The following is a 16,764-nucleotide window of genomic DNA, read 5'->3' as shown; positions in this document are numbered from 1 at the left end:
CTCAGGACGGTCCCCGGTCCCGGGCTCGGCGGGCGAGGCCCAGCGCATAGTCCGGCCACCAGCGTCCGGCCGCCGGGCCGCCCCGGCAGGGGCCGTCCGACTCCCCGGGCCGCTTGATCCACAGGTACGCGTCGACCAGCGGATCGCCGGTCTTGTCCGTGGGCCGCACCCCCAGCGCCCGGCCCGGCGGATTGCACCAGGCCTGCTGCCGGTCCCCCGGCAGCGGGCCGTCGCCGTTGCGGCTGGTGTCGATGACGAAGTGCTTGCCCTCGGTCTCCTGGGAGAGGGCGGCGCCGTACGCGCGCCCCGCCGCGTCCGGCTGGAAGTTGGACACATTCAGCGAGAAGCCGTCGGCCCGGTCGATGCCCGCCTTGTACAGCGCCCCGACCAGCTTCATCGGATCGGGGATCCACGCCGGATTGCCCGCGTCCAGGTAGACCCTGGTGTTCTTGTTCCGCTTCAGCCGGTCGACGGCCTCCGACAGCAGCCGGAAGCGCTCGTCGTGGTGGTCCGCCCGGGTGCAGCCGTCCACCATGTGCGGGACGGCGTCCGGCTCCAGGATGACGATGGCCTTCGCGGCGCCGATGTTGTCGGCGAAGGCGCCGATCCAGCTGCGGTAGGCGGTGGCGCTCCCGGCCCCGCCGGCCGAGTGCTGGCCGCAGTCGCGGTGCGGGATGTTGTACGCGGTCAGGAGCACGGTCCGCCCCGCCGCGCGGGCCCCGTTCACGGCCCGGCGGATCTCCGGCCCCGGATCGTCCCCCGGTCCCCACAGGGCCATCGGCTGGTCCGCGATCCTGCGCAGCACCTGGGCGTCACCATTGCGTCCCTGCGCTTCCCAGGCGGCGACCTGGCGGGCCGCGTCGCTCTGCGGATCCACCCAGTACGGCGAACCGGCGGCCTCGGCGTCGGCGGGCGCGGCCGCCTGGGTCCGGGCGGGGGCGGCTCCCGGCCCGGAGGAGGAGGTGCAGGCGGCGGTGACGGCGGCCGCCAGCAACAGGAGGACGAGGCTGGTCAGGGTGGTGATGCGACGGCGGCGGCCTGGCATCCGGCTTCCTCGGGGCGGCGGGGCGGGCAGCGGACCGGGACATCGTGACATAACGGACAGTAGGCGAGGGTTCACGACACCGCGCGTCAGCCCCCGGCGAGGTGGCGTTCCACCGTCTCGATCTTCGAGGTCATGCCGTCGCTGACGCCGGGGCGGATGTCGGCCTTGAGGATGAAGGAGACCCGGGGCGCCCGCGCCTCCACGGCGGCCACCGCGCGCCGGACCACGTCCATCACCTCATCCCACTCGCCCTCCACCGTGGTGAACATGGCGTCGGTGCGGTTGGGCAGCCCGGACTCGCGGACCACGCGGACCGCGTCGGCGACGTACTCGCCGACCTCTTCGCCAACCCCCAGCGGGGTCACGGAGAACGCGACGATCATGCGCGCGCCGCCTCGCGGGCCCGCGCGGCCAGCACGCTGTCGGCCTCGTCCCGCTTCAGGATCCGGTCGCCGAAGAGGCCGCCGAAGGGCAGCAGCGCGAACAGGAAGAACAGGGCGACCTTCTTGACCGGCCACTTCGCCTTGAGCCACACGTCCAGCAGGAAGACCGCGTAGATCACGAAGAGGATGCCGTGCAGGATGCCCAGCGGCATCATCAGGTAGTCGATGTCGGAGATCCGGCTCAGCAGCGAGCCGAAGATCAGCAGCGCCGGGAACGACAGCGCCTCCGGTACGGAGATGAGGCGCAGCCGGTGCAGGGCGGAGGCGGTCTTGATGTCCACGAGGAACCTTCGGGGTGGAGGCCGGGGGTCCGTCCCAGTGTCTCAGCAGGCCCCTGTGATCTTCCGCCGGGTCCGCCCGTGACGGATATCGGCCGGGGGGCTCTGTTCGCACCGGCCCGCTGCCGATAACGTCATCCCGTGGCTCAGTTCCGACTCCAAGGCAGCAAGGTGCTCGCCGTCGACCTGACCGGCGACGCCGTCAAAGCGAAGAACGGCTCGATGGTCGCGTACGACGGCCAGATGGCCTTCAAGAAGATGACCGGCGGTGGCGAAGGCCTCCGCGGGATGGTCACGCGACGGCTCACCGGTGAGCAGATGACCGTGATGGAGGTGCAGGGGCACGGCACCTGCTTCTTCGCGGACCGCGCGAGTGAGATCAATCTGGTCGATCTCCGCGGCGAGAAGCTCTACGTCGAGTCCAGCAACCTCCTGTGCACCGACGCCGGCCTGCGCACCGGCACCACCTTCACCGGCCTGCGCGGCGGGGCGACGGGCAACGGCCTGTTCACCACGACCGTCGAGGGCTCGGGGCAGGCGGCGATCATGTCCGACGGCCCGGCCGTGGTGCTGCGGGTCAGCGGCCAGTACCCGCTCTCCGTGGACCCGGGCGCGTACATCGCGCACACCGGCAACCTCCAGCAGCACTTCCAGTCCGGGGTGAACTTCCGCACCCTGATGGGCGAGGGCTCGGGCGAGTCCTTCCAGATCCGCTTCGAGGGCGAGGGCCTGGTCTACGTGCAGCCCAGCGAGCGCAACACCATCGGGGGCGACCTCTGATGCCGTTCCGCGAGATCAACTCGAAGATGATCGAGGCCCAGGTCGTCCCCGGGCAGAAGCTCTACAGCCAGCGCGGGGCGATGCTCGCCTACCGCGGCGAGGTCTCCTTCACCCCGAACCTCACGGGCGGTCAGGGCGGCGTGATGGGCATGATCGGGCGCCGGGTGGCGAACGAGCAGACCCCGCTGATGACGGTCGAGGGCAGCGGCACCGTGATGTTCGGCCACGGCGGCCACCACGTCCAGGTCATCAACCTCTCCGGCGAGACCCTCTACGTCGAGGCCGACCGGCTGCTCGCCTTCGACGGCACCCTCCAGCAGGGCACGATGTTCATGGGCTCGCAGGGCGGCGTCATGGGCATGGTGCGCGGCCAGGTCACCGGCCAGGGCCTGTTCACCACGACCCTCAAGGGCCACGGCGCGGTCGCGGTGATGGCGCACGGCGGGGTCATCGAGCTGCCGATCACCCCGCAGCGCCCCATCCACGTGGACCCCCAGGCCTACGTCGCCCACCACGGCGAGGTGCGCAACAAGCTCTCCACCGCGCTCGGCTGGCGGGACATGGTGGGCCGCGGTTCGGGCGAGGCGTTCCAGCTGGAACTGTCCGGCCAGGGTGCGGTGTACGTACAGGCGTCGGAGGACAAACTGTGAACTACGGACCTGTACAGGGCGGAGCCGGCGGGCCGACGGTCTTCGACCCGCACACGCTGCCGTCCGACGACAACGTCAACTCCTACACCTTCTGCGTGGAACTCAAAGGAAGTCAGTGGTTCCTGCAGAAGGGCAAGATGATCGCCTACTACGGGCGGATCGAGTTCAACGGGATCGGGCACGGCCGGTTCGACCGGCTGCTGCGGACGAGCTTCCACTCGCCCCTGCACGCGAGCGACTGGGTGGTGGCCGAGGGGCAGGGCAAGATGCTCCTCGCCGACCGGGCCTTCGACGTGAACTCGTACGACCTGGAGGACGGGAACCTGACGATCCGGTCGGGGAACCTGCTCGCCTACCAGCCCACCCTGGCCCTCAAGCAGTCGATCGTCCCGGGTTTCCTGACGCTGATCGGAACCGGGAAGTTCGTGGCCGCGTCCAACGGACCGGTGGTGTTCATGGAGCCGCCGCTGCGGGTGGACCCGCAGGCGCTGGTGGGCTGGGCGGACTGCCCGTCGCCCTGCCACCACTACGACCACGGGTACATGTCCGGCGTGCTGGGCGGGCTGCGTTCGCTCACCGGGATCGGCGGCACCTCGGGCGAGGAGCACCAGTTCGAGTTCGTCGGCGCGGGCACGGTGCTGCTGCAGTCCACCGAGCTGCTGATGGCGGAGCAGTCGGTCGGGGCGGTGGGCGCGGGCGCCGGGGAGCCGGGTGTGCCGGGGGCCGGGCACGGGGCGCAGGGGCCGCTGGGCCAGCTGGGCGTGCCGCGGATGCCGGGGCAGCTGGGTGATCTCCAGCGCCGTCTCGGGCTGTGACCGCCCGCCGTGTGACCCGCCGTGTGACCCGCCGCTTGACATGCCATTTTTGTACGTAATTCAACTTCTTAGGTAGAGTTCAATCATGGAGACCATGGAGACCGAGACGGCCACCGCCCCCCAGCCTCCGGCTGAGGGGACCACCTGGCTCACCGACGCCGAGCAGTGCGCCTGGCGCACCCACCTGGACGTCAGCAGGCTGCTGATGCACCAGCTGGAAAAGGATCTCCAGCCCTTCGGGCTCACCAACAACGACTACGAGATCCTGGTCAACCTCTCGGAGTCCGAGGGCCTGCGGATGCGCATGAGCGACCTCGCCACCTCGACGCTCCAGTCCAAGAGCCGGCTCTCGCACCAGATCACGCGCATGGAAGCCGCGGGGCTGGTCATCCGGGTCAACTGCGAGTCCGACCGGCGCGGGCTGTACGCCGTGCTCACCGAGACCGGCATGGACCTGATGCGCAAGGTCGCCCCGCACCACGTGGCATCCGTCCGCAAGCACTTCATCGGCCTGCTGACCCCGCAGGCCCTGGCGGACCTGCGCGCCTCGCTGGCTCCGGTCGCCGACCACCTCAGGGACCAGCGCGGCAAGGCCTGAGCGACGCGGGCCCGACGGGCCCGCCGCGCCGTTCCCTCCGGTAGCCCCCAGCATGGTGTGGGGGCAATTCCGGCAGGAAGGTCAGCCATGAAGCGCAATCTGTTCGTCTCGTCCGCCGCGGCCGTGGTCCTGATGGCCGGCGGTCCGGTCGCTGCCGCCGCCGCCCAGACCACGGGCGACGCGGCGAGAGCCGGGGCCGCGGTCACCGCCGTACCGGCCGACGTATCGGCCGAGACGGCCGCCACCGCGGCGCTGAAGCACTTCCCGGGCGTCGTGGAGTCCCTCGACAAGGACGGCTCCATCTGGCACGTCAACGTGATCGGCAAGAACGGCGCCAGCCACGCCGAGCTGCAGGTCGACGTCGCCAGCGGCGCGGTGACCCAGCCCAACAGCGCCGACAAGAACGACAACGGCAACGAGTACGCGCCCCTGATCGCCGCCAAGGTCACCGCCGTCCGGGCGATGAAGGCCGCCGTCGCCGCCCACGCCGGCCAGGTCCGGTCGGTCAGCTGGGACAGCGACGACGACAACGGCAGCACCAAGCGCTACTGGAACGTGGAGATCAAGACCTCCGGCGGCGGCACGCAGAACGTCCACGTCGACCCCACCAGCGGCAAGGTCCTCTCGTCGAACTCCGACAACGGGGACGGCGGCAACGACGAGAACTCCGACGGCGGCAGCTAGGCGACGGCGACCGGCAACCCGCCACCGGTGACACGAGAGCCGCGCCCCCGGATTCCGGGGGCGCGGCTCTCGTGTCACCGGCTGGTCAGACGGTCACCGGTCAGCTGTTGGGACGCTTGCCGTGATTCGCCTTCTTCTTCCTGCGTGCTCGCTTCTTGTTGCCGCGCTTCGCCATGACGCACTCCCTGGGTCGGGGCATTCCGGGCGTTCGCCAGTCTAGGCGCGCCCCGCCCGGCACGCAGCGGAACGCGTCCGAAGGCAGCGGAAAACCGCCCTGATCAGCCCTCCGTCAGCGTCGCCAGCAGCGTGTCGGAGGCGGCGTACGGATCCAGCTCCCCGGCCGCCACCCGCGCGGCCAGCGCGTCGAGATGGGCATCGCCGTGCAGATCGGCCAGCCGGGCCCGCAGCGCGGTGATCGCGATGGTCTCCACCTCACGGGCCGCACGCGCCCTGCGGCGCTCCGCCAGCACCCCGTGCTCGTCCATCCACGCCCGGTGCTTCTCCAGGGCCTCCACGACCTCGTCGATGCCCTCCCCGCGGGCCGCCACCGTCTTGATGATCGGCGGCCGCCAGGCGCCCGGGCCCCGGGACTCCCCCAGGCCCAGCATGTGGTTCAGCTCGCGGGCGGTGGCGTCGGCCCCGTCCCGGTCCGCCTTGTTGACCACGTACACGTCGCCGATCTCCAGGATGCCCGCCTTGGCGGCCTGGATCCCGTCGCCCATGCCCGGGGCCAGCAGCACCACGGAGGTGTCCGCCTGCGAGGCGATCTCCACCTCCGACTGGCCCACGCCGACCGTCTCCACGAGGACCACGTCGCAGCCCGCCGCGTCCAGCACCCGGATCGCCTGCGGGGCGGACCACGCGAGGCCGCCCAGGTGCCCGCGGGTGGCCATCGAGCGGATGTAGACCCCCGGATCCGAGGCGTGGTCCGACATCCGCACCCGGTCACCGAGCAGGGCCCCGCCGGAGAACGGCGAGGAGGGGTCCACGGCCAGCACGCCGACGCGCTTGCCCATGCGCCGGTACGCCGACACGAGCGCCGAGGTCGACGTGGACTTGCCCACGCCGGGCGAGCCCGTGAGGCCCACCACGTACGCCCCGCCGGTCAGCGGGGCCAGGGCCGCCATCACCTCGCGCAGCTGCGGGGACGCCCCCTCGACCAGCGAGATCAGCCGGGCCACGGCCCGTGGCCTGCCCTCCCGGGCCTGGGCCACGAGCGAGGGAACGTCCACCGTCGTCATGCGGTCGGCACCTACGCCTTCGAGCCGGAGCCGGGAGCGGGCACGCGCACGATCAGCGCGTCGCCCTGACCGCCGCCGCCGCACAGGGCGGCCGCGCCGACGCCGCCGCCGCGCCGGCCCAGTTCCAGTGCCAGGTGCAGCACCACGCGGGCGCCGGACATGCCGATCGGGTGGCCCAGCGCGATCGCGCCGCCGTTGACGTTCACCCTTTCCGGGTCCACGCCGAGGTCCTTCATTGACTGCACGGCGACCGCCGCGAAGGCCTCGTTGATCTCGATCAGGTCCAGGTCGGCGACCTCCAGGCCCTCCTTCTTGAGGGCGTGCAGGATCGCGTTCGAGGGCTGCGACTGGAGCGAGTTGTCGGGGCCCGCCACATTGCCGTGGGCGCCGATCTCCGCGATCCACTCCAGGCCCAGCTCCTCGGCCTTCGCCTTGCTCATCACGACCACGGCGGCCGCGCCGTCGCTGATCTGGGACGAGGTGCCGGCGGTGATCGTGCCGTCCTTCGCGAAGGCGGGGCGCAGCTTGCCCAGGGACTCGACCGTGGTCTCGGCGCGGATGCCCTCGTCCTCGGCGAAGACGACCGGGTCGCCCTTGCGCTGCGGGATCTCCACGGGGGTGATCTCGGCGGCGAAGACGCCGTTCTTCTGGGCGGCGGCGGCCTTCTGGTGGGAGGCGGCCGCGAACTCGTCCTGCGGGGCGCGCTCGATGCCCAGACGGGTGTTGTGCGTCTCGGTGGACAGGCCCATCGGAATGTTCTCGAAGGCGTCGGTGAGGCCGTCGTAGGCCATCGCGTCGAGCATTTCGACGGCGCCGTACTTGTAGCCCTCGCGCGACTTGGGCAGCAGGTGCGGGGCGTTGGTCATCGACTCCTGGCCGCCCGCGACCACGATGTCGAACTCTCCGGCGCGGATGAGCTGGTCGGCCAGGGCGATGGCGTCCAGACCCGACAGACACACCTTGTTGATGGTGAGCGCGGGGACGTTCATGGGGATGCCGCCCTTGACCGCCGCCTGGCGGGCGGGGATCTGGCCGGCGCCCGCCTGGAGCACCTGCCCCATGATCACGTACTGCACCTGGTCACCGGAGATCCCGGCCCGGTCCAGCGCGGACTTGATGGCGAAACCGCCGAGATCGGCACCCGAGAAGGACTTCAGCGAGCCGAGCAGCCGCCCCATGGGCGTGCGGGCCCCGGCGACGATCACTGAAGTGGTGTTGTTCGTTCCGGACATGAGGCACAGCCCCTTGGATGAGAGGAGTGAACGAGGGTTTACCCGAATGTACTGAGCGGTACCCGCGCCGTCACCGGGGTGTGGGTGTGATCGCTGGCACGTTGCGTGACCGCCCTCCTCCAGAGTGCACTGGTCCCATGCTGACAAGAATCGACCACATCGGGATCGCCTGCTTCGACCTGGACAAGACCGTCGAGTTCTACCGTGCCACGTACGGCTTCGAGGTGTTCCACTCCGAGGTCAACGAGGAGCAGGGCGTCCGCGAGGCCATGCTCAAGATCAACGGGACCTCGGACGGCGGCGCCTCCTACATCCAGCTCCTGGAGCCCACCCGGGAGGACTCCGCGGTCGGCAAGTGGCTGGCCAAGAACGGCGAGGGCGTGCACCACATCGCCTTCGGCACCGAGGACGTCGACGGGGACTCCGAGGCCATCCGCGGCAAGGGCGTCCGCGTCCTCTACGACGAGCCGCGCAGGGGCTCCATGGACTCCCGGATCACCTTCCTGCACCCCAAGGACTGCCACGGCGTCCTCACGGAACTGGTCACCGCCAACCCCGAGCCGTCAACCACCCATCATTAGAGCGATGGGCTTGCGTTACGGCACACCACCGGCTGTGGTGTGCCGTCCGCGTCCGGCCACCCGGCGTTCCGGAATGGCTGGGGCCGTTGACGGGGCCCCGCTTCGCCACAGCATCTGCGCGCGTGCGCGGATGTTGCGGGAGCCGTTGCGGTCTGCGTGATCAACGAATCCGCACGACCGGCACACGAACCGGGCCTGTGAGACCCGGTTCGCCTTGTCCACGTGCCCGCATTCGGCGCAGGTGCGGGAGGTGTACGCCGGATCGACGTACACCACCGGCACTCCCGTTCGGCGGGCCTTGTACGCGATGAACTCCCCCAGTTGAGCGAAGGCCCAGGAGTGCACCATGGCCCGTTGGGGCTTCCTCAGCCGTACCCGTTCACGGATCCCGGTCAGGTTCTCCAGACCGATCCCGCGTCCGGTGCGTTCAGCCTCGGCCACGATGCGCTTCGCGATTTTGTGATTGACGTCCCGGCTGCGCCGGGCCTCCTTGCGCCGCCTTCGCTGTGCGCGACGCCTCGCGGACTTGGTTCCCTTGCGTTGCAGCTTGGCCCGTAATTTCAGGTCCCGTTCGCGCAGGCGATTGAGGCGACGTCCGGCCATGATCTCGCCGTCCGAGGTGGTGGCGACGTTGACGACGCCCAGATCCACGCCCAGAAAGTCCACCGGCTCCGTGTTCAGCTCCGCCTCGGGCACCTCGCAGGTCGCGAGCAGGAACCAGGCTCCGTCCCGGTACAGCAGATCCGACTCGCCCTTGCGGTACAGAGCAAGGGTGGCGAGCTGTTCCGGGCCGCCCGTGAAAGCAACGTCCTTCATCCGCCCGCTGGTGGTCCAGATCGAGACCGTCCGCGCATCCACCTGCCACGACAGCATCCGGTCGTCGTACGGCTGAGCCGCGGACGTCCGGAATCCGATCGGCGTCTGCGACGCCCGGCGGTGGCGCTCCGACCCGGGCCGACCCAGTTTGCCGGTCCGCAGGTTCGCCCTCAGCGTCGTATACGCATCGCACGTTTTCTTGATCACATGCTGGGCGGCCTGCGCTCCCAGACCCCACCTGGCCTTGATCTCGGTGTAGACGTGCTTGCGCAGGTCGAAGTTCCGGTACGTGTCCCGCTCGACCGCCACCTCGCTCACCCACGAGCCCGCTTCGTTGCAGGCGCGCAAGGTCGCCGCGAGCGCCACCTCCTGCGCCACCGTCGGCAACAGCTTGACCTGCACCACGAGCTTCACTTCGACGACGGTACGCGGGCTCTCGGACACATACATTCGAACACCGCAAATCGCCGTACAGCGGACCCGAAGAGGGAATTGCACAAGACCGGGGCCCGGGGGTCCCCGCAAGAGCGCACTGATGTCGCCTTTCCCCGGCCGGTAGAGTGGCCATGGCTCGGCCGGGGTTCGGTGCGCGAGGGGTCGGGGCCTGTGGGCCTTGGCCCGTCATCTGACACCATTCCCCCGGGGGCGTCGTTCAGCGGGCGGACGATGCTCATTTGGGAGTGAGCTTGCGACCAGGGGACGGATGGGACCGCGCTGTGCGGGGCTACGAAAGCCAGGAGAGCCATCAGGCCGAGGCCGACCATCTCTCGCGGTTCGAGGCCGAGATGGAGCGGCTGAAGAAGGAGCGCGGGAAGGCCGTCCAGCACGCCGAGGACCTGGGATACCAGGTCGAGGTGCTGCGCGCCAAGCTCCATGAGGTACGCCGCAGTCTCGCGTCCCGCCCCGCCTACGACGGCGCGGACATGGGCTACCAGGCGGAGCAGCTGCTCCGCAATGCCCAGATCCAGGCCGATCAGATGCGTTCGGACGCCGAACGCGAACTGCGCGACGCCCGGGCCCAGACCCAGCGCATCCTCCAGGAGCACGCCGAGCACCAGGCACGCCTGCAGGCCGAGCTCCACAGCGAGGCCGTCAACCGGCGCCAGCGCCTGGACCAGGAACTGAACGAGCGTCGCCAGACGGTCGAGGCCCACGTCAACGAGAACGTGGCCTGGGCCGAGCAGCTGCGCGCCCGTACGGAGGCCCAGGCCCGCCGGCTCATGGAGGAGTCCCGCGCCGAGGCCGAGCAGTCCCTGAACGCGGCCCGCACCGAGGCCGCCCGGCTCGCCGAGGAGGCCCGCCGCCGGCTGACCGCCGACGCGGAGTCCTCCCGTACGGAGGCCGAGGCCACCCTGCTGCGGGCCCGCAAGGAGGCCGAGCGGCTGCTGACCGCCGCCTCCGCGCAGGCCCAGGAGGCCACCGAGCACGCCGAGCGGCTGCGCAGCACCACCTCCGCCGAGGCCGAGCAGACCCGGCAGCAGACCCTGGACCTCGGCCGGGTGGCCGAGCAGCGGGTGCAGGAGGCCGACGGCGCGCTGCGCGAGGCCCGCTCCGAGGCGGAGCGCGTGCTCAGTGACGCCAAGGAGAGCGCTTCGCGCCAGCTGGCGTCGGTGGAGTCCGTCAACGAGCAGCGCACCCGCACCGCCAAGGAGCAGGTCGCCCGGCTGGTCGGCGAGGCCACCAAGGAGGCCGAGGTCCTCAAGGCCGAGGCCGAGCAGCTGCTGGCCGATGCCCGCGGCGAGGTCGAGCGGGTGACCGCCGAGGCCGGCGACCAGGCCCGTACGGCCGCCGCCGAGGACACCGCCGCCCAGCTCGCGAAGGCGGCGCGCGCCGCCGAGGACGTACTCAACAAGGCGTCCGAGGACGCCCGCGCGACCACCCGGGCCGCCTCCGAGGAGGCGGAGCGGATCCGCGGCGAGGCCGAGGCGGAGGCCGAGCGGCTGCGCGCCCAGGCCGCTGCCACCGCCGACGAGCTGAAGGGCGCGGCGAAGGACGACACCGAGGAGTACCGGGCCCGCACGGTCGAGCTGCAGGCGGACGCCCGGCGGCTGCGCGGCGAGGCCGAGCAGCTGCGCGCCGAGGCCGTCGCCGAGGGTGAGCGGATCCGCGGCGAGGCGCGCCGCGAGGCCGTCCAGCAGATCGAGGAGGCGGCCCGGACCGCCGAGGAGCTGCTCGGCAAGTCCAAGGCGGACGCCGACGAGCTGCGCGGCGGGGCGACCGCGGAGAGCGAGCGGGTGCGCGGCGAGGCCGTCGAGCGCGCCACCACGCTGCGGCGGCAGGCCGAGGAGACCCTGGAGCGCACCCGCGCCGAGGCCGAGCGGCTGCGCGCCGAGGCCCAGGAAGAGGCCGAGGCGCTGCGCGCCGAGGCGGAGGCGGCCGTGGCCGCGCGCCGCGAGGAGACCGACCGGGCCCTGGCGGCGAAGCGCGCCGAGGCCGACACCGAGCTGGTCCGGCTGCACGAGGACGCCGAGGGCCGGCTCGCGGGCGCCGAGCAGGCGCTGCGCGACGCCCGTGCGGCGGCGGAGAGCATCCGCCGGGAGACCACCGAGGAGAGCGACCGGCTGCGCGCCGAGTCGGCGGAACGGATCCGCACCCTGCAGGCGCAGGCGGAGGCGGAGGCCGCGCGGCTGCGCACCGAAGCCGCCGAGGAGGCCGGGCAGGCCCGCGCCGAGGCGGAGCAGGCCGGGGTGCGGCTGCGCACCGAGGCGGAGACCGAGGCCGAACGGCTGCGCACCGAGGCGCAGGAGACCGCGAACCGGCTGCGCGCCGAGGCGAAGGCGGCGGCCGAGCGGGTCGCCGAGGAGGCCGCGGAGGCGCTGGCCGCCGCGCAGGAGGAGGCCGCCCGGCGTCGCCGGGAGGCCGAGGAGACCCTGGCGTCGGCCCGTACGGACGCGGACAGCGAGCGGGCGCAGGCCCGTGAGCAGAGCGAGGAGCTGCTGGCGCAGGCCCGCAAGCGCTCGGAGGAGGCCACGGCCGAGGCGGTCTGGCTGACCGAGGAGGCCGAGCGGCGCGCCTCCGAGGTGGTCTCGGCCGCCGAGGCGACCGCGCAGCAGGTGCGCGACGCCGTGGCGGGGCTGCACGAGCAGGCCGAGGAAGAGGTCGCCGGGCTGCGCAGTGCGGCGGACCACGCCGCGGAGCGCACGAAGACCGAGGCGCAGGAGGAGGCGGACCGGGTCCGTTCCGACGCCTACGCCGAGCGGGAGCGGGCCACCGAGGACGCGAACCGGATCCGCGGCGAGGCCCGGGTCGAGACCGACGCGGCGAAGGCGCTGGCCGAGCGGACCGTCGGGGACGCGATCGCCGAGGCCGAGCAGCTGCGCTCGGACACCGCGGAGTACGCGCAGCGGGTGCGCACCGAGGCCACGGACGCGCTGGCCGCGTCCGAGCGGGACGCCTCGCGGACCCGTGCCGACGCCCGTGACGACGCCAACCGCATCCGCGGGGAGGCCGCGGAGTCGCTGGAGGCCGCGCGCGCCGAGGGCGCGCGGATCGTCGCCGAGGCGACGGAGCGGGCCGAGGCGCACACCGAGCAGACCCTGGCCGCGAACGCGCTGACCGTCGGCGAGGCCGCCGCGGAGGCGGAGCGGCTCACGACCGAGGCGCTGGCCGCGGCGGACGCGACCCGCGCCGAGGCCGCGGACACCCTCGACGAGGCCCGCACCGAAGCCGGACGACTGCGCACCGAAGCCGCCGAACAGGCCGACCACCTCATCACCGAAGCCACCGCCGAGGCGGAGCGGCTCACGGAGGAGACCCGCGCGGCCAACGAGCGTACGGTCGGCGAGGCCGCGGCCGAGGCCGAGCGGCTCACCACCGAAGCGGTGGCCGCGGCGGACGCGACCCGCGCCGAAGCGGCGGACACCCTCGACGAGGCCCGCACCGAAGCCGGACGCCTGCGCACCGAAGCCGCCGAACAGGCCGACCACCTCATCGCCGAGGCGACCACGGAGTCCGAGCGGCTGCGTACCGAGGCGGCCGGGGTCCTGGACGACTCCCGCGCGGAGGGCGGCCGGATCATCGGCGAGGCCACCGCCGAGGCGGAGCGGGTCACGCTCGCCGCCGCCGAGACGCTGGCTTCGGCGGAGCGCGAGTCCGAGCAGACCCTGGACGAGGCGCGTGCCGAGGCGGGCCGTCTGCGGTCCGAGGCGGCCGAGCAGGCGGACCGGCTCATCGGCGAGGCCTCCGCGGAGGCGGCCCGCCTCACGGAGCTGACCCGCAAGGACAACGAACGTACGGTCGGCGAGGCCGCGAACGAGGCCGAGCGGCTGCGCGCCGAGGCGTCCGAGTCGCTGGCTTCGGCGCAGGAGCACGCGACCCGGACCCGGGACGGGGCGGAGCGGGTCAAGGCGGAGGCGGCCGCAGAGGCGGAGCGGGTGCGCGCGGAGGCCCGTACCGAGTCGGAGCGGGTGCTGGACGAGGCCCGGCAGGCGGCCAACAAGCGCCGCAGCGAGGCCGCGGAGCAGGTGGACCGGCTCATCGGCGAGGCGTCGGCGGAGGCGGAGAAGCTCACTTCGGACGCGCAGGCGGCGGCCCTGGCGGCCACCACGCAGGCCGAGGAGCAGGCCGACGCGATGGTCGACGCGGCGCGCAAGGAGGCCGCGCGGATCACCTCGGAGGCGACCGTCGAGGGCAACTCCACGGTGGAGAAGGCCCGTACGGACGCGGACGAGCTGCTGGTGGGCGCGCGGACGGACGCGTCGGCCATAAGGGAGCGGGCGGAGGAGCTGCGCGGCCGGGTCGAGGCCGAGGTCGAGGAGCTGCACGAGCGTGCCCGCCGGGAGTCGTCCGAGCAGATGCGCTCGGCCGGTGAGCGCGTGGACAAGCTGGTGAAGGCGGCGACCGAGCAGAGCCAGGAGGCCGAGGCGAAGGCCAAGGCCATGGTGTCGGACGCGAGCAGTGAGGCCGGCAAGGTCCGGATCGCGGCGGTCCGCAAGGCGGAGCAGCTGCTCAAGGAGGCCGAGCAGAAGAAGGCCGAACTGGTCCGGGAGGCCGAGAAGGTCCTCTCGGCGGCGCAGGCGGAGGCGACGCAACTGGTCGACGAGGGGCGGCGTGAGCTGGAGGTCCTGGTGCGCAGGCGCGAGGACATTCAGGCGGAGATCTCCCGTGTCCAGGACGTGCTTGAGGCGTTGGAATCATTCGAGGCGCCTTCGGGTGGCGGAAAGCCCGCGGCCGGTCCGGCCTCGGGTGGAGTGAAGGCGGGAGTGTCGGCGGGTTCCACTCGTTCGGGTGGTAAGACGTCAGAGGGCTAGTCGGGAGACAAAATGTGTGCCCCTGATGGAGGTTCAGGCGAACGAGTGACAAGCATTCTGTCGCCTTGCCACTCAAAAGGGGTGTCATTGTCCAGATCAAACGTGGATTGACTCGATGACACGCCGCTCCGGCGCCTAGGATTCCCCTTAACACCTCACGTAGCACCTCATCGGTCTCATTCGACAGGAACCTCATGAGCGACACTTCCTCACCCTTCGGCTTCGAGCTCGTGCGGCGTGGTTACGACCGCGGTCAGGTGGACGACCGCATTACCAAGATCGTCGCCGACCGTGACAGCGCCCTGTCCCGCATCAACTCCCTGGAGAAGCGGATCGAGGAGCTCCACCTCGAAACGCAGAATGCCCAGGCCCAGGTCAACGACGCCGAACCGTCGTACGCCGGTCTCGGCGCCCGGGTCGAGAAGATCCTGCGGCTCGCCGAGGAGGAGGCGAAGGACCTGCGCGAGGAGGCCCGCCGCGCGGCCGAGCAGCACCGTGAGCTGGCCGAGTCGGCGGCCCAGCAGGTGCGCAACGACGCCGAGTCGTTCGCGGCCGACCGCAAGTCGAAGGCGGAGGACGAGGGCGTCCGCATCGTCGAGAAGGCCAAGGGCGACTCCGCCACCCTGCGCTCCGAGGCCCAGAAGGACGCCGCCTCCAAGCGCGAGGAGGCCGACGCGCTCTTCGAGGAGACCCGCGCCAAGGCCGCCCAGGCCGCCGCGGACTTCGAGACCAACCTGGCCAAGCGCCGCGAGCAGTCCGAGCGCGACCTGGCGGGCCGCCAGGCCAAGGCGGAGAAGCGCCTCGCGGAGATCGAGCACCGCGCGGAGCAGCTGCGCCTGGAGGCCGAGAAGCTCCGTACGGACGCCGAGCGCCGCGCCCGGCAGACCGTCGAGACCGCGCAGCGCCAGGCCGAGGACATCGTCGCCGACGCCAACGCAAAGGCGGACCGCATCCGCAGCGAGTCCGAGCGCGAGCTGGCGGCGCTCACCAACCGCCGCGACTCCATCAACGCGCAGCTGACCAACGTCCGCGAGATGCTCGCGACGCTGACCGGCGCCGCGGTGGCCGCGGCCGGTTCCCCGATCGACGACGAGCCGGTGACCCGCGGCGTTCCGGCCCAGCAGAGCCGCTGACGCGCCGCCACGACAGTGGTGGCGCCGGGCTCGGCCGACCGGCTGAACCCGCGCCGAACCTGACGGAAGCTACTCGCTGGTAGCGAAATGCCACGCCCCAGGGCCTTGTGACACCTTTTGAGGTGGCGCAAGGCCCTGGGGCGCTCTAGCGTGGCCGCATGATCGAGCTTGAGGGCCTTACCAAACGATTCGGCGCGAAGACCGCCGTGGACAACCTCAGCTTCCAGGTCAGACCGGGGGTGGTCACCGGCTTCCTCGGCCCCAACGGGGCGGGAAAGTCCACGACCATGCGCATGATGCTCGACCTCGACAACCCGACCAGTGGTTCGGTCAGGATCGACGGCAAGCACTACCGGGACCTGCCGGAACCGCTGAAATACATCGGTGCGCTGCTGGACGCGAAAGCGATGAACGGCGGACGCAGCGCCTACAACAACCTCTTGTGCCTGGCCCAGTCGAACCGGATCCCGACGAGCCGCGTCGCCGAGGTACTTGACCTGGTCGGACTCACGTCCGTCGCCAAGAAGAAGTCCAAAGGATTTTCGCTCGGCATGGGGCAGCGGCTGGGAATCGCCTCCGCGCTGCTCGGTGATCCGGAAATCCTGATGTTCGACGAACCCGTCAATGGTCTGGACCCCGAGGGAATTCTCTGGATCCGCAATCTCATGAAGGGCCTGGCCTCGGAGGGAAGGACGATCTTCGTTTCCTCCCACCTCATGAGTGAAATGGCCCTGACCGCAGACCATTTGGTCGTGATCGGCCAGGGCCGGCTGCTCGCCGACACCTCGATGGCCGATTTCATCCAGCAGAACTCGCGCAGTTACGTGCGCCTGCGCTCCCCGCAGCAGGAGCGGCTCAAGGACGTCCTGCACGAGGCGGGCATCCCGGCGATCGACGTCCCGGGCACCGGCTCCCTGGAGATCGACGGCGTGAGCTCCGAGCAGCTCGGCGAGCTGGCGGCCCAGCACCAGATCGTGCTGCACGAACTCAGCCCGCAGCGGGCCTCCCTGGAAGAAGCGTTCATGCGCATGACGGCCGACTCGGTCGAATACCACGCCCACGCGTCCGGCCTGCCCGGACACCCCATCGGCCCCGGACACCACCCCGGGGGTCCCGGCGGCCCCGGAGGCGGTCTCCCCGGCGACAACCCGGCCCGGCCCGCCGACGTCCCCGCCTGGGGCGCCGGCTTCGACGCGCAGCGCAAGGACGGCAAGTGACC

16 protein-coding genes are annotated in these 16,764 nt (G+C 71.6%); 9 read left to right on the top strand and 7 right to left on the bottom strand.

What is annotated here, in order from left to right; genetic code table 11:
• Nucleotide 1: 1 nt before the first annotated feature.
• From OHS33_RS25265 to OHS33_RS25255, 3 genes are all read right to left on the bottom strand, one after another.
• Nucleotides 2–1,045, bottom strand: a complete 1,044-nt coding sequence (locus tag OHS33_RS25265; protein ID WP_330332693.1) for a glycoside hydrolase family 6 protein — start codon at nucleotides 1,043–1,045, stop codon at nucleotides 2–4.
• An 86-nt stretch (nucleotides 1,046–1,131) separates the two neighbouring features.
• Nucleotides 1,132–1,428 (bottom strand): MTH1187 family thiamine-binding protein, encoded by a 297-nt coding sequence (locus OHS33_RS25260; RefSeq protein WP_330332692.1) that lies wholly within the window; start codon nucleotides 1,426–1,428, stop codon nucleotides 1,132–1,134.
• Nucleotides 1,425–1,769 (bottom strand): DUF3817 domain-containing protein, encoded by a 345-nt coding sequence (locus OHS33_RS25255; RefSeq protein ID WP_330332691.1) that lies wholly within the window; start codon nucleotides 1,767–1,769, stop codon nucleotides 1,425–1,427. The genes OHS33_RS25260 and OHS33_RS25255 overlap by 4 nt, the downstream gene beginning before the upstream one ends.
• Nucleotides 1,770–1,907: 138 nt before the next feature.
• Here OHS33_RS25255 and OHS33_RS25250 point away from each other — a divergent pair, with 138 nt between their 5' ends.
• The 5 genes from OHS33_RS25250 (at nucleotide 1,908) to OHS33_RS25230 (ending at nucleotide 5,293) form a co-directional block, all read left to right on the top strand.
• Nucleotides 1,908–2,546 (top strand): AIM24 family protein, encoded by a 639-nt coding sequence (locus OHS33_RS25250; protein WP_330332690.1) that lies wholly within the window; start codon nucleotides 1,908–1,910, stop codon nucleotides 2,544–2,546.
• Entirely contained in the window at nucleotides 2,546–3,196 is a 651-nt protein-coding gene (locus OHS33_RS25245) for an AIM24 family protein (RefSeq protein ID WP_330332689.1), read from the top strand. Before OHS33_RS25250 ends, OHS33_RS25245 begins: the two co-directional genes overlap by 1 nt.
• A complete protein-coding gene (locus OHS33_RS25240; protein WP_330332688.1) occupies nucleotides 3,193–4,011 on the top strand; it encodes an AIM24 family protein in 819 nt (272 codons plus the stop codon). The genes OHS33_RS25245 and OHS33_RS25240 overlap by 4 nt, the downstream gene beginning before the upstream one ends.
• A 94-nt stretch (nucleotides 4,012–4,105) precedes the next feature.
• A complete protein-coding gene (locus tag OHS33_RS25235) occupies nucleotides 4,106–4,609 on the top strand; it encodes a MarR family winged helix-turn-helix transcriptional regulator (protein WP_330335195.1) in 504 nt (167 codons plus the stop codon).
• A gap of 87 nt (nucleotides 4,610–4,696) precedes the next feature.
• Complete coding sequence (locus OHS33_RS25230; RefSeq protein ID WP_330332687.1) at nucleotides 4,697–5,293, top strand: PepSY domain-containing protein; 597 nt, start codon at nucleotides 4,697–4,699, stop codon at nucleotides 5,291–5,293.
• Between the two features lie 100 nt (nucleotides 5,294–5,393).
• On the opposite strand, the gene OHS33_RS39865 is transcribed toward OHS33_RS25230, so the two are convergent.
• The 3 genes from OHS33_RS39865 to OHS33_RS25220 form a co-directional block, all read right to left on the bottom strand.
• Complete coding sequence (locus OHS33_RS39865) at nucleotides 5,394–5,468, bottom strand: 50S ribosomal protein bL37 (protein ID WP_420716411.1); 75 nt, start codon at nucleotides 5,466–5,468, stop codon at nucleotides 5,394–5,396.
• A 103-nt stretch (nucleotides 5,469–5,571) separates the two neighbouring features.
• Nucleotides 5,572–6,534 carry a methylmalonyl Co-A mutase-associated GTPase MeaB gene (gene meaB, locus OHS33_RS25225; RefSeq protein WP_330332686.1) on the bottom strand — a complete coding sequence of 321 codons (963 nt, stop codon included), beginning with the start codon at nucleotides 6,532–6,534 and terminating at the stop codon, nucleotides 5,572–5,574.
• An 11-nt stretch (nucleotides 6,535–6,545) separates the two neighbouring features.
• Nucleotides 6,546–7,766, bottom strand: coding sequence for an acetyl-CoA C-acetyltransferase (locus OHS33_RS25220; RefSeq protein ID WP_330332685.1), 1,221 nt, complete (start codon nucleotides 7,764–7,766; stop codon nucleotides 6,546–6,548).
• Between the two features lie 137 nt (nucleotides 7,767–7,903).
• Here OHS33_RS25220 and mce point away from each other — a divergent pair, with 137 nt between their 5' ends.
• Nucleotides 7,904–8,347: a methylmalonyl-CoA epimerase gene (gene mce / locus OHS33_RS25215; protein WP_330332684.1), complete on the top strand. Its 444-nt coding sequence runs from the start codon at nucleotides 7,904–7,906 to the stop codon at nucleotides 8,345–8,347.
• 15 nt (nucleotides 8,348–8,362) lie between these two features.
• Here the strand turns inward: mce and OHS33_RS25210 are convergent, their stop codons facing one another.
• On the bottom strand, nucleotides 8,363–9,577 hold the full coding sequence (locus OHS33_RS25210; RefSeq protein WP_330332683.1) for an RNA-guided endonuclease InsQ/TnpB family protein: 1,215 nt from the start codon (nucleotides 9,575–9,577) through the stop codon (nucleotides 8,363–8,365).
• A 302-nt stretch (nucleotides 9,578–9,879) separates the two neighbouring features.
• On the opposite strand from OHS33_RS25210, the gene scy reads away from it, so the two are divergent.
• The 3 genes from scy to OHS33_RS25195 all read left to right on the top strand — a co-directional run bounded on the left by scy (nucleotide 9,880) and on the right by OHS33_RS25195 (nucleotide 16,762).
• On the top strand, nucleotides 9,880–14,412 hold the full coding sequence (scy, locus tag OHS33_RS25205; RefSeq protein ID WP_330332682.1) for a polarized growth protein Scy: 4,533 nt from the start codon (nucleotides 9,880–9,882) through the stop codon (nucleotides 14,410–14,412).
• Between the two features lie 194 nt (nucleotides 14,413–14,606).
• Nucleotides 14,607–15,545, top strand: coding sequence for a cellulose-binding protein (locus OHS33_RS25200; protein WP_330332681.1), 939 nt, complete (start codon nucleotides 14,607–14,609; stop codon nucleotides 15,543–15,545).
• Between the two features lie 158 nt (nucleotides 15,546–15,703).
• The gene (locus OHS33_RS25195) at nucleotides 15,704–16,762 is read left to right on the top strand and encodes an ABC transporter ATP-binding protein (RefSeq protein ID WP_330332680.1); all 1,059 of its coding nucleotides are present in this window, start codon (nucleotides 15,704–15,706) and stop codon (nucleotides 16,760–16,762) included.
• Nucleotides 16,763–16,764: the final 2 nt, after the last annotated feature.

This window comes from Streptomyces sp. NBC_00536 (genome assembly GCF_036346295.1).
Classification (GTDB): domain Bacteria; phylum Actinomycetota; class Actinomycetes; order Streptomycetales; family Streptomycetaceae; genus Streptomyces.
This window is presented reverse-complemented; position numbering and strand designations above follow the sequence as displayed.

Bases quoted from the DNA above. Each gene is read 5' to 3' on its own strand.
- mce (WP_330332684.1), top strand. From the start codon at position 7,904: ATGCTGACAAGAATCGACCACATCGGGATCGCCTGCTTCGACCTGGAC.
- OHS33_RS25195 (WP_330332680.1), top strand. From the start codon at position 15,704: ATGATCGAGCTTGAGGGCCTTACCAAACGATTCGGCGCGAAGACCGCC.
- OHS33_RS25235 (WP_330335195.1), top strand. From the start codon at position 4,106: ATGGAGACCGAGACGGCCACCGCCCCCCAGCCTCCGGCTGAGGGGACC.
- OHS33_RS25260 (WP_330332692.1), bottom strand. From the start codon at position 1,428: ATGATCGTCGCGTTCTCCGTGACCCCGCTGGGGGTTGGCGAAGAGGTC.
- OHS33_RS25245 (WP_330332689.1), top strand. From the start codon at position 2,546: ATGCCGTTCCGCGAGATCAACTCGAAGATGATCGAGGCCCAGGTCGTC.
- OHS33_RS25220 (WP_330332685.1), bottom strand. From the start codon at position 7,766: ATGTCCGGAACGAACAACACCACTTCAGTGATCGTCGCCGGGGCCCGC.
- OHS33_RS25200 (WP_330332681.1), top strand. From the start codon at position 14,607: ATGAGCGACACTTCCTCACCCTTCGGCTTCGAGCTCGTGCGGCGTGGT.
- OHS33_RS25265 (WP_330332693.1), bottom strand. From the start codon at position 1,045: ATGCCAGGCCGCCGCCGTCGCATCACCACCCTGACCAGCCTCGTCCTC.
- meaB (WP_330332686.1), bottom strand. From the start codon at position 6,534: ATGACGACGGTGGACGTTCCCTCGCTCGTGGCCCAGGCCCGGGAGGGC.
- OHS33_RS25230 (WP_330332687.1), top strand. From the start codon at position 4,697: ATGAAGCGCAATCTGTTCGTCTCGTCCGCCGCGGCCGTGGTCCTGATG.